Origin of the sequence: Pediococcus pentosaceus ATCC 25745, from assembly GCF_000014505.1 — a bacterium.
GTDB classification, from domain to species: domain Bacteria; phylum Bacillota; class Bacilli; order Lactobacillales; family Lactobacillaceae; genus Pediococcus; species Pediococcus pentosaceus.
In genome coordinates this window covers 227477-240152 of record NC_008525.1, presented here as the reverse complement: position 1 = coordinate 240152, position 12676 = coordinate 227477, and the positions used below count along the sequence as shown (strand labels likewise).

General features: G+C 34.1%; 12 protein-coding genes and 1 pseudogene. All 13 read right to left on the bottom strand.

What is annotated here, in order from left to right:
• Positions 1 to 134: 134 nt before the first annotated feature.
• A complete protein-coding gene (locus PEPE_RS01000; protein WP_011672920.1) occupies positions 135 to 1163 on the bottom strand; it encodes an aldose epimerase family protein in 1029 nt (342 codons plus the stop codon).
• A 147-nt stretch (positions 1164 to 1310) separates the two neighbouring features.
• Positions 1311 to 2306 carry a LacI family DNA-binding transcriptional regulator gene (locus PEPE_RS00995; RefSeq protein ID WP_011672919.1) on the bottom strand — a complete coding sequence of 332 codons (996 nt, stop codon included), beginning with the start codon at positions 2304 to 2306 and terminating at the stop codon, positions 1311 to 1313.
• 193 nt (positions 2307 to 2499) lie between these two features.
• Positions 2500 to 2955 carry an HAD family hydrolase gene (locus tag PEPE_RS00990; protein ID WP_233418264.1) on the bottom strand — a complete coding sequence of 152 codons (456 nt, stop codon included), beginning with the start codon at positions 2953 to 2955 and terminating at the stop codon, positions 2500 to 2502.
• Positions 2956 to 2994: 39 nt separating this feature from the next.
• Positions 2995 to 3123 (bottom strand): hypothetical protein, encoded by a 129-nt coding sequence (locus PEPE_RS09340; protein WP_261785713.1) that lies wholly within the window; start codon positions 3121 to 3123, stop codon positions 2995 to 2997.
• A gap of 62 nt (positions 3124 to 3185) precedes the next feature.
• On the bottom strand, positions 3186 to 4163 hold the full coding sequence (locus tag PEPE_RS00985) for an SIS domain-containing protein (protein WP_041526949.1): 978 nt from the start codon (positions 4161 to 4163) through the stop codon (positions 3186 to 3188).
• 49 nt (positions 4164 to 4212) lie between these two features.
• Entirely contained in the window at positions 4213 to 5046 is an 834-nt protein-coding gene (locus PEPE_RS00980; RefSeq protein WP_011672918.1) for a PTS system mannose/fructose/sorbose family transporter subunit IID, read from the bottom strand.
• A 14-nt stretch (positions 5047 to 5060) separates the two neighbouring features.
• Complete coding sequence (locus PEPE_RS00975) at positions 5061 to 5846, bottom strand: PTS mannose/fructose/sorbose/N-acetylgalactosamine transporter subunit IIC (protein WP_011672917.1); 786 nt, start codon at positions 5844 to 5846, stop codon at positions 5061 to 5063.
• Between the two features lie 22 nt (positions 5847 to 5868).
• Entirely contained in the window at positions 5869 to 6339 is a 471-nt protein-coding gene (locus tag PEPE_RS00970) for a PTS sugar transporter subunit IIB (RefSeq protein ID WP_023439888.1), read from the bottom strand.
• 2 nt (positions 6340 to 6341) lie between these two features.
• Positions 6342 to 6743: a PTS sugar transporter subunit IIA gene (locus PEPE_RS00965; protein ID WP_023439887.1), complete on the bottom strand. Its 402-nt coding sequence runs from the start codon at positions 6741 to 6743 to the stop codon at positions 6342 to 6344.
• 98 nt (positions 6744 to 6841) lie between these two features.
• Positions 6842 to 9583: a sigma 54-interacting transcriptional regulator gene (locus PEPE_RS00960; RefSeq protein ID WP_011672916.1), complete on the bottom strand. Its 2742-nt coding sequence runs from the start codon at positions 9581 to 9583 to the stop codon at positions 6842 to 6844.
• A gap of 171 nt (positions 9584 to 9754) precedes the next feature.
• Positions 9755 to 10558 (bottom strand): annotated as a pseudogene (locus PEPE_RS00955) (MurR/RpiR family transcriptional regulator).
• A gap of 12 nt (positions 10559 to 10570) precedes the next feature.
• Entirely contained in the window at positions 10571 to 11662 is a 1092-nt protein-coding gene (aguA, locus tag PEPE_RS00950; protein WP_011672914.1) for an agmatine deiminase, read from the bottom strand.
• Positions 11663 to 11691: 29 nt separating this feature from the next.
• Positions 11692 to 12636, bottom strand: coding sequence for a carbamate kinase (gene arcC / locus PEPE_RS00945; protein ID WP_011672913.1), 945 nt, complete (start codon positions 12634 to 12636; stop codon positions 11692 to 11694).
• Positions 12637 to 12676: the final 40 nt, after the last annotated feature.

Below are 12676 nucleotides of genomic sequence, written 5' to 3'. Positions count from 1 at the left end.
GCCAACTATTCCAATCTTTTTTCGATTTTAATTTTGGTGTTTTAGGCCACTCGATGTAGTTTTACTACCTACTTTTTAAATTATTTAACCATTAAAAAAGCGCTCGGTTTTTACACCTTACGCTTAATTTAGATTTAGTTTAAACGTTCATATTGATAACGAATAGTATTTGTAACTGGCTTACCTGGACGTAAAACAATATCACCAAAATCAGAATGATTGATTGCATCAGGTAATGTTTGTGCCTCAGTAGCTAAAGCATTGTACTCATGAGCTGCTTCTTGGTCGGGATCAAATGGGTTCGCCGTGAATACAACTAGTCCGTTGCGATCTGAATAAAGCTTTACTCGACGTTTACCATCAGTATCACCTACCATTGCAATAGGAGTAGTTTCACTCGGATTAACTTCGTAAGCATCATCAAATTCAATCCCACCATTTTCAGCGTTTAACTGTTTCAAGGCGTCCTCAATAGGTTGTTCTTGATTAAAATCATAGGCGGTTGCTTTAACCGAAAGCTTCTTGCCAGTGGGAACTTTTTCTTCATCGAATTCAAGGTGAGCTGTACTGCTAATTTGCAACCATTGTTTAGCCAAACTTGTTCGATCATCCGTTGTATTCCAATAAACATGATTCGTTGGGTTAAAGAGCGTCGCAGCGTCCGTATCACCCATAAATGAAATCGAAACTTGATTTTGATTGTCTAGGGTAAATTTAATTTCTACATCAAGGTTTCCAGGGTAATTATCATCACTCGCCTTAATATGTTTCGATAAAATCACGCTAACTTGATCATCATCTTCACTAAATTTACCATCGAAATTTAAGGTATTAAAACCGTGGTCACCACCGTGCAATGAATGAGTTTGTTCGTTCATCTCAACTTGGTATTCTTGATCATCAATCTTAAATTTAGCTCCGCCGATTCGTCCAGCAACTCGCCCAATTGATTGACAAAGGCAATAGCCTACGCGTTGATAATCAGCCATGCTGTCAAGTCCCCAAATTAATGAGCGTTCCACCCCATCCTCATTAACTACGAATTCTTGCCATGTTCCTCCATAGCTCAAAACTGAAATTCTAGTTTGTTGGTCATTAACCAATGTATAACGTATGACATCCTGACCATCTATTTGATCAAATACTTCTTTTTTAGTTTCCAATATTATGACACCTCCGTATTAATTAAACCGTTTTCATTTTTAGTATACCAAATTTGGATGGGATTGAGTAAATATTTTAGTTAAAATAAAAAGACTCATAGTGGTTGGATAATTTAATCCGACCACTATGAGTCATTCACTTCTATTCTATTTCGTACTAGCTCGTTCTACCAACCTTGTACCCAGTTCCACACGTTGCGTGGTGGTGCGACCGGCCAAACGACTCATTACTAAATTGACTGCTGTGGCACCCATCAACTCCGTATCAACGTTGACTGCACTTAATTCAGGATAAACAAAAGTAGCTAATGAAGTATTGTTAAAACTGAATAACTTAACTCTGTCTGGTACTTTAATGCCATTCGTCTGAAGTGCTTTCAATGCCCCAGCTGCCATGGGATCATTGGCCACAAAAAACGCTTTAGGTAACTGATCTCCAAGCACATCAATTGCCTTTTGCATCATTTTAGAACCAGATTCGCTAGTATAATCACCCTCGAATACAAATTCCGGTTTAAAGGCGTTACGCTTTGTCATCGCGGCCTTAAATCCTAACATTCGACGATCTGTAACAGTTAATTGGTGATCTGTCGTCATTTCTAACCCATGGATAATCCCAATATCTTCAATCCCCTGTTGCCAGAAATAATCGACTACTTTTTCGGTGGCTAATTGAAAATCAGTTATCACACTGTCAAAGCCAGCTTCGAATTGATCATCGTCCACAAAAACTAAATTATCAGTAACGGCTGCAATTTCTTCAACTTGCGGTTTACTAAATTTTCCTACTGCTATTACTGCATCAACATTTGGACCTAATTCTTGTAAATTATTCTGAAAAATTCGTGTCACTTCGAATTGATTGTCTTGTCCACGTTGTTCAATTCCCATTCGAATCGACATATAATACAAGTCATCTTGTTCTTCAGTTTCTGAGTACCATTGAACAATTGCCAAGCGTTTTCTAGTTGTTAAATTATTATGTCGTTTACTTTTGGAATAGTGTAGGGCTTCGGCGGTTTTTAGGATTTTTTGTCTAGTTTCATCGCCAACTGAAAGAGACGCATCTTTATTCAGCACGCGTGATACGGTCGCTAACGATACGCCAACTTTATCCGCAATATCTTTTAATGTGGCTGCCATGAGCTGCCTCCTTTGAATTACTTAATTGTGCATAAATTCATTTTTCTATTAATGTACCTCGACTGGCACACAATCGTGATAGCACTCATGTAAAACTTTATCATTAAATATTGGAATTGGCGACAACAAAAGTCCCTTCTTTTAATAAAAAGTGAAGTATATTTTTACAAAATTTTGCTAAAAACTTATCCTCTTACGTCAGCAAGTTCATATTCATTATAATTTCACGCATATTACTCAGAATTTTATCCGCTCCAGTTTGGTCAATATTTGTTTTAATAGCCCATACTAACAAACCTGCTTTTTTAGCTGCTTCAATCCCAATAGGGCTATCCTCAATCACTACACATTTCTCTTTATCTACCCCACTCTCGTCAACAGCTTTTAAATAAATATCTGGAGCTGGTTTATTATTGGCAACCTCTTCTCCACTAAGAACTATGTCAAAATATTTTTTCAAATGACATTCAATCAGCATTCGTTCAATTTCGATTCTTTCTCCAGCCGATGCCAAAATCATTTTGATTTTATTACTTTGTAAAAAAGAAATCACCTTATATACATCCTTATCCACATAGTCTAAATAATCAATCACGTGACTTTTTGGTATTTTAAATATGTTTTTTAATGTTCGTGCGTTTTTTTTCATCTGCTACCAAGTGTTGCCAAACTTCTTTATTCGATGCACCTATGTAATCTTATCAGTAGAGTCAGGCTTTACTCCTATTTTTTTAAAAAATTCCATTCTACGTTCAAAATAAAATTCTTCGGATTTAATCAATACACCATCCATATCAAATATTACCGCTTTATACATAAAATATCTGCCTCCTAATAAAAAAGATAGAGCACAATGCTCTATCATCAAAATTTTACTTTTTAGTAGTTTTCTAGTTTCCACATGTAACGACGCTGTGTTAGTGGATGCTGACGAGCTTCAGCCAGTTTTTCAGCGTATACCCGCATTACACCTGTAATTAACATAGGATTGAAGTAGTCAATAACATTGCTAGAAGCAATTGATGCAAGTCCATGATCTTTAGCATCAATAACCGTTAGCTTAGTATCAAAACGTTGTAAGAATGCCATTGCACGTGCATCTAAATGACGTGTATTACCATCGCTCATGAACAAAAGATATGGCGTGTCTTTGAGTGCTAATTCAAATGGGCCATGGAAGAACTCACCTGAATGAATAGTTGGTGAACTAATCCATTGCATTTCCATGAACAAGAAGGACGCTGTTGAATATGCAACATCAGCACTTGCACCACTACCTAGAACATAAATCGTATTTTCATCTTTGTACTTAGTAACAAATTCTTCTGCGGCTGGAGCTACCATATTAGCTTCTTGATTAATTAAATTAAATAATCCCTCAAATGCTTTTTGCGCATCTGCATAGTAATCATATCCTTCAAATTGATTTACAATTTCGATTGCTAGTTGTAGTGCAAGTGTCATTTTTTCGGTTTTATGTGCGTAATCTTCTTCAAAACCATGAACTAAGCTATATTCCGCCTCATTAATAATGGCTGAATTGGGTACATGGGATAATGTTACAACATGAGCACCTAGTTCACGAGCATGTTTTGTCGCTTCAACTGATTCAGGTGTACTTCCACCTAGTGAAGCTGTAATAACAATTGTATTTTCATTTACATCTTTAGGAGTGTCGTAGTTAAATTCGTTAGCTTGCATAATTGATGATAAAAGATGCTTACTTTCATGTGAAATAAAATAATAACCAGGGTATAAGTCAGCCATCGATGCACCACATCCTGTAAAAATCACTCGATTGATATTGCCGTTCTTTTTCTTAATATCTCCAATAATTGACTTTGGTGTAATGTTCATAATAAAATTCCTCCAGATAAATATTTTTTTAATTTTTAATACCAATATTTTAAGCAAAAATACCTAGCACACTAAATAACAATCCGCTCAATATACAAATTGTTAAAATCCAACCAGTCTTCACTTTTCTATGAAGAAGGTAATACATAAAGAAAGTCACAAGAAGTGGTATCATTTGAGGGAAAATAGTATCCAATGTTTTTTGTAAATTGAAAGTTTTTCCCATATGGATAGGTGTAGTAATACCAATCATGCTAGCTATCATTGAACCAATTACCATTAACCCTACAATTGTTACTAAATACATTGCCCGATCCATAATTCCTTGACTTGTCAGTTTCTTTAAGAAGCTATTTCCGGTCGTATATCCTAATTTTCCACCGTAATATGTGACTAAAGCCGCTGGAATAAATGAAATTAAAATTGCTAATAATGGTCCTAGAATACTACCTTGTCGAGCAAAATTGACTCCTAATCCAAAAGCAAGTACCTTTATTGTTCCTTGAAAAAATGAATCTCCAACTCCAGACAATGGACCCATCAGAGATGCTTTAACAGCATTAATAGAATCTGGATTAAACGTCGTTGGGTTCTTTGCATATTCTTCTTCCATTGAAGAGCTTAATCCCAACACAAATGCACTAGTCTGAGGAGTACAATTGTAAAATGCCAGATGACGTTTATACGCCTCTTTTTTCTTTCGTAACTCTTCTTCATTATTTACATCGTACAAACGATCAAGAGTCGGGGCTATTCCATACAAAAATCCTAGATTCATTTGTCCTTCGTAGTTCCACGATGCTTGAATTGCATACGATCTCCAGAAAAATGACCAATATTTTTTTCGCTGTTCTTGCTTTGTTAATTCTAAATTTTCAGCCATTATCAACTCACCTCCTAAAGTTCTTCTAAATCATCATCCAACTCATCATCACTTGATGCTTCTACTACATTATTTTTGGGTAAAATTTCATTCAATACGAGTACTAACAGCCCTGCAAAAATTGCCACACCTGTAACTGATAATCCTCCATAAGCTGTGATAAAGAATCCAATCAGTAGATAAACCACAGTTTTCTTAGAAACCATCGTTTGCATTAACAATGCAAATCCATATGCAGGAAGAATCTTACTTGCTAGGTTTAGTCCATCAGTAAGCCATGAGGGAATAGACTGAACAATATCTTTTACAACATCTGCACCAAAATAAATTGCTATAAATACTGGAACAAAGTACATTAATGAATATAAAATTGGTCCCCATAAAATATGAAATCTTCTCGCTTTAGCAAAATTACCATTTTCAATATCACTCTCAGCTCTATGAACAAATGTCGACATAAACATCCTTAAAAGAATTCCCACCATTTGTCCTAAAATAGCAACTGGTAGAGCAATTGTTAAAGCTGTTTGTGCATTTGTATGTGATAAAATTGCAAAAGCAGTGGCCATAACTGATCCTAAAACCAAATCTGGTGGTGCGGCTGCGCCAATATTTACGATACCCATAAATATTAATTCTAAAGATGCTCCAACAATTAATCCTTTAGTTAAGTCTCCTAGGGCTATTCCTACAAGTGCTCCCATTACTAATGGCTGCTCAAAATTTGTACGACCTAACATTCGAGAATCCATAACACCAAAAACACTTATTATCCCTAGTAATATCGCTTTTGTTAGCATTCATCTAACCTCCTTATTAAAACTAAATCAATGCGTCTAGACTTTCTCTTTTAGAGGTAGGAACTTGTTGCATAAATAATGTAATGCCTTGTTCTTTTAATCTTTGACTACTTCTTACTTCTTCATCATTCAGAAACACCGCATTACTGTATCTTTTAGTATCTGGACGGTTTTTTACTCCTCCATAATTGACTTCCGTTATTCCATTTAAATCAGGAATAATTTCACCAGCTTGTAAAACGTCACCGAAAATTACCATAGTATTGCTTTTTAGTTTATTAATTTTTTCCATTCTCTCTTTTGCTTGAGTTACGCTAAAGACGCTTAATTTAATATCTGCCGGTTTAGATAATTTAAGAGACATTTTTTTAAAGTCATCTCCTGCAGCGTCATTATCAATCACAATGATACGTTCAATCCCTTGCGATTTTGTCCAAGCGAATATTACTTGTCCATGTAATAAGCGGTGATCAATTCGAACTACTTTAATCATTTTTATTCCTCCTTAATTGTCTGAATTACCTCGTTGACATTAATCAAACCCTTTCTTCCCTCTATAACCAAATTATTAATAGCTTCAAAATCAACGCGACCACAATAAGTTGCTAAAGATAAAACAAACGGTAAATTCATACCTGTAACAAGAAATACATCTGGATTTTTAAGTACCAATTCAGTCATTGCATTATTAACTGATCCACCCATCACATCAGTTACAATTATCAATTCCTCATCATTTCTATTTTGAATTTCTTTATTTATATCTGAAACAAAATCAATATTTTCCTCATCATACGCAGAATAAGCTTTAATGTTTGCTTGATCACCTACAATCATATTTAATGTATTTTTCATACCTTTGGCCAATTCTCCATGACTTGCCAAAATTATTTTCAATGTCGTTCACTCCCTTACTTTTCCTTACACCTATATAAAGCAAAAAGCGTGCCAAAAAAACAGGCACGCTTCTTTAAAACTATTAAAACTGTGTACTATCAAGCATTAGCACGGATAATATCAAAAATATATCCATACTCAGACTCTGGTATTTCGACACTATAAATCTTTTCAATCACACTAAAAGCTTCTTTTATCCATTTAAAAGTTTGTTTTGCATTAGTGTCGCCAATCACAGATAAATCATAAGTTGTAATTGGTTCATTTCTAATCAATCTTTCAATCAAACAACTAATGTGCACGTATAACGACATTCTTGTTACATTTCCAATTATTTGCTCACTTAAATCACTATATGATTTGATGGCTCGATCAATATTATCCATCACCAAATGAGCATCCAAAATAGTTATCGAATTAATTACCCTCTCTAATGAAAAATTATGAATTAATTGGTCATTAAAACTTAGTATTTGTTCATCTGTCATACATGCTTGTAATGCATCATTAAATTTATCTATTTCATTTCCAGAAATAACACTTTCTAAAGAAATATATGGAGCTTTAGGTAACCCTGGATCAATTGTTCCCACTACAGCTAAAATATTGTATAACTTGTTAAAAATAGCAATCTGCTCTTCGTCTTTCAAACGTTCTATTTCAAAAGCTTGAATATCACAATCTACTTCCTCCGGCATACTATCTAATAAAAGATTTTTCACATTATTAGCTGTTCCAATCCCCGTAAAACAACAAGTTATAATTAAATTCTTTTTTATTTCTTTAGGATAAATCACTTGGGTACTTGGAATAATTTTACTTCGAATATCGTCCATAATTTTATTGATATCTTTGCATTGCCGAATATCATCAGCTACCAACAATGCAGATTGTGTCGAAACATTATTCACAATCCCTATTGGAAAATCAACTTCATTATTAATAAACTCTTGAATCCCCTCAAGTGACCCCATATCTACCATTAAAATTAAACCATTATTAATCGACCGATTCTTTATGTAGCTATTTATCTTATTGCCTATTTCTTGAACATCAATATCTAACGGCATATCAATTGCATCTAACACATGCTCACCTAGCATATTATTAATCACGCTGGCAATACTACTAGCTGTCGAATATCCATGTGACAGAATAATACATCTAATATTTTGAGCATTGACTGCTTTCCTTACACTACGAAGGTACAAATGTACGAACAATTCATCTACAGTATCCATATAAAAATTCATTGCTTTATTTGTAATTAATTTCATATCGTTAATAATATTTTCTAATTCTAAATCCTCTTTTCGAAATGAGTCTATAATTTGAACAAGTATTTGTTCTTCGGAATTTTTAAGATGCCAATTAGAACGTTCACGATTATAAAAATAATATGACAAAACTAGCGCCGCATTTCCCATAAATTTAATATCCTGATTGCTTTCAATATTGACAATACGATCTGAAAAAATCTTTTTTAAAAATTCAATCGATACATCATTTCCATCAGAATCTTTTTTAAAAATTAAGTAGTCACATAATTGATTAATCTCATCAATTGCATTATTAACAAACGTCATACGATTATGTTTTTGACCATACTGCTTAATAATTTTTAAAATTGCTCTCTTGATCTCATCCGTATATGCTTGTGACTGCGAAATTAAATCATCAATCGCCATTTGAGGTAGTACACTTACAAATTGGTCACTGAAAGAAAGCAATTTTGAATTTTTAATATTTTGATCAATTACTGTCTTAGGAACGTCAGAAAGCAAGATATCAATTACGTTTTCTTTTTCAGATCTTTGTAAACTGTTAGCAACTGAAATTAAAACCGTATTTTTAAGTTGTCCAACATTTCCTAAATAACTTCCTGAGCTTAATATATTTAAAACAGAGGTATTAACCTGAATATTTCTCTCTATTCTTTGTGCTTGGGTTAAATAAAAGGACTTTACCAAATTTTCACGTTCCTGTCGCGGACGATCGTTCAATTCAGGAATTTCAACTTGAATCGGTATTCGACGAATAAAAGTATCTAAGAAGTGACTTTGGACATCTTCAGTTGTTGCAAAAACTAAGCGTACTTTTACAGAATGGGCCTTCTTTGTCTCTCCTAAAGGTGTAATCTTTCCATTATCCAGATAATTAAATAATTTTTCTTGTCCCTTAGCATCTAAGCGATGGATTTCATCCAAAAACAGCATCCCACCATCTGCCTCATCAAATAATCCTTTACTATCTTCACTAGCTCCAGTAAATGCTCCCTTACGATAGCCAAATAAATTGCTGGCAAGTAGTTCCGGATTATCGGCATACTCAGCACAATTCAGGTGAACGAAATTAGAACCTTCTGCGAGAAAGCCTTTATCAACACAATATTGATAAAAAACTTTAGCTAAAAAAGATTTACCAGTACCAGTAGAACCCGTAATTAATACTGGCAATCCAGTTCCAGGATAACCTGCCGCTGCCTTTAACCTTTCGATTGGCGTATAAAGTGACCCTTGAGAGCCGATAACTACGTCAAAAGGACTTATCTTTTTAGGATTTTCTAATTGTGCAGTTAGGTCTTTTAAACTTGCATACTCATGGTCGGTTAATTTTATTTCATAGCGTTCTTCTAGTTGTTTTCTATCCCAGAATAAAACTGGACGTGAATTAATTTTAATTGCTTGTCCCTCTTTGCAAAGCTCATTTAAATAAGCACTAATCGTATTTCGGCGCACACTAAAATGTTGACATAAACTTTCTGCAGATACTCCATTATTTTGCCAATCTTTATTGGCCGTTTCATCTTGCAGTAACTCCATAACACGTTCTTTAATCATCGACACTAACTCCTTCATCGCTTTTGAAAACGCTAACATAAACACTGTCAGTTTAATATAGTTTTTGTGTCGGAGCAATGCTTGAATTATTTTAAATGATTAAAATAAAAACCAGAAGTTAAGTAAAAAACTTCTGGTAACAAAATACGATATTAAAAATAAACTCTAGTTCTATCTTTTTATAAAATTAAAATCTCTACCACCGTAATCTTCAATATACTGATACAATACCAATTCCATCAGAGAAATTGTAGAGACCCGTGAACTTATTTCTGTATTATTAACCTTAATACTATCTGAGAAAATGTATAAATTAATGTCACTTAAATTTTGAATAGTATTATTATCAGGTTCGGTTATTGAAATTAGAAACGGTTTTTCTTCAAGGTTCCCCTAGTTCTTAATCATTTCAACAAATTCTAAATTTTTCCCATTATACGTTAGAATAAAAACCAAATCATTCGGTTTAACCTGTTTACTAGCAATCTGTCTAAAATCATAATCTCTTGGGTACTTAACATTGAATCCAGCCATCGTATAAATATAGTAGACATACTCCGCAGCATACTTACTAACTCCCTTTGAAAATAAATAAATCGTAGGATGATCTGAAAGCTTTTTAGTTATTTCATGTAGTTTCTTTATTGGGATAACCCGCACAGACTCTATAATATTTTTTAAATACTCTTCACGATAATCAGTTTGTGAAACTTCAAAAGGTGTGGGTTCGGTCTTTTTAGTATTCTCATTTAATACTGTATATTTAATAACCGTTGTAAATTCACTGAATCCGGCAAAACCTATCTTCTTCACGAATCTTAGAAAGGTCGCTGTCGATACATACGTTTCTCCTGCCACTTCACGGATACTTTGATTTTTAATTTTATTCATATTTGATACAACATAATCAAATAAAACCTGTTCATTTTTAGTTAACATTTTAAGATGGGGCTCTACAATATCGAAGAAATTCATAAACTACCTCCATCAACGTCCTGGCATAGTAAGTACAATCGTATGCAATCCCCCGCCACCAGTTAAAATTTCATTGGCTGCAAAACCAATTACTTTGCGGTCTGGATAATAGCTTGCCAACTGTTTTTGAGCAATCTTGTCGTTGAAATCTCCGAATTCCGGAACAATAATTACTTTATTTAAAGTAATGTAATTAACATAAGTTGCCGTCAAGCGTTGTCCTTCAACTCGAGGTAACATTCCGTTTATTGGATCAACACCATATGCTTGATCCTTAGAAAGTTCAACTTTATTTTGAGGTAAATCTAACTTATGGATAATTAACTTTCTACCCTTAGCATCAGTTACACTTGATAAAATTTCTAAAGCATTCTTACTAATTTGATATTGCGGATCTGACTGATCTTCTGTCCAAGATAAAACTATTTCACCCGGTTTGACAAAATTTAAAATATTGTCAATATCCCCTCCTGCTTCATCCATAAAAAATCCTTCGGGTAGCCAAATCACCTTTTCAATCCCTAAAAACTCTTTGAATTTTTCTTCTGCAATTTGCTTGTTAATTCCTTTATTTCTTCCCTCCGAAAGTACTACCTCTTCAGTAGTAATCAGTGTACCCTCTCCGTCTGTTAAAATAGAGCATCCTTCCAAGGTAAAATCATCTTGGTAAAAATCTTGGTGATACAAATCAGCAAGTTTAGAGGCAACTTCATTATCTTTATCCCAAGGGAAATACAACCCATCTAATAGACCACCCCAAGCATTAAAATTAAACTTCATACATCTAATTTCACCCTGCTTATTTTTTAAGTACAGCGGACCCGTATCTCTAATAAATGCATCATTTGAACTCATTTCAAGGACACGAATGTTGCTTGGTAAACTAGCCCTGGCGTTCTTATACTGACTCTCATTGACTAACATGGTCATCGGTTGGTATTTAGCTAAGAGGGTTATTAATTTAACAAATTCCTTTTGTACAGTTTTCCCACCATTACGCCAATTATCCGGTCTTTGTGGCCATATCATGAACCCCTCGTTCTGGAATTCAAATTCTGCGGGTAATCGAAAACCATCTTTTCTAGGAGTTGACATTAGTTTCATTCTCCTAAATCCCCCTTAATTTTGGATAATTATTTTACAATAATTGTACCTGATCCATCCTCTAAAAATTTACCAACATTCTGTAACGAGGTAATTATAGCGCTCCCATTTTTAGTGTTCTGGACAAAGTCAATTGCTGCTTCAACTTTTGGTAACATACTTCCTTTGGCAAATTGTCCAACTTTAATGTATGTTTTCAATTCTGCGATATTAATTTTCTCTAACTTCTTTTGATTGGGTTTATTAAAGTTTATATACACGTTATCAACAGCAGTTAAAATAACCAACATATCTGCATTAACCTTTTCAGCTAATTTTTCTGACGCAAAATCTTTATCAATAACCGCTTCTTTTCCCACTAAACTATTAGTTGTTTTTATAACAGGAACGCCGCCACCACCAACTGATATTGGAATTATTTTATTTTTAACCATGATTTCTACAACATCTGATTCTACCACATCAATTGGTTTCGGAGAGGGCACTACTCTTCTAAAGCCTCTTCCAGCATCCTCTACAAACTCATATTCAGGATGCTCTAATTTTTGCTGTTGCATACCTTTTTCATCATAAAACGGTCCAATTGGTTTAGTAGGATTTTTAAAAGCTTCATCTGCTTCATCAACCACTACCTGAGTAACGACAGTTGCAACAGGCTTATCGATTCCAGCTTTTTTTAATTCTGTTCCCATCGCATTTTGTAACCAATATCCTATACTACCTTGAGTCATAGAAACATCTGTATCTAACGGCATTGCAGGATTGTCTTTAGTACTTCCTGCTGTTTGTTGTAAAAGTAAATTCCCTACTTGAGGACCATTTCCGTGCGAAATAATTAATTCATTACCTTTTTTTACAAATTCAACCAAATATTTTGATGTATCACGTAAAGCTGCCTGTTGAGCTTCAGCAGAAGCGTCTTTTGATAAGATAGCATTACCACCTAAAGCTACAACCACTCTTTTTTTATCCATAATCTATACCTCCAGTTCAATTTTTGAGAACAAAAAAACT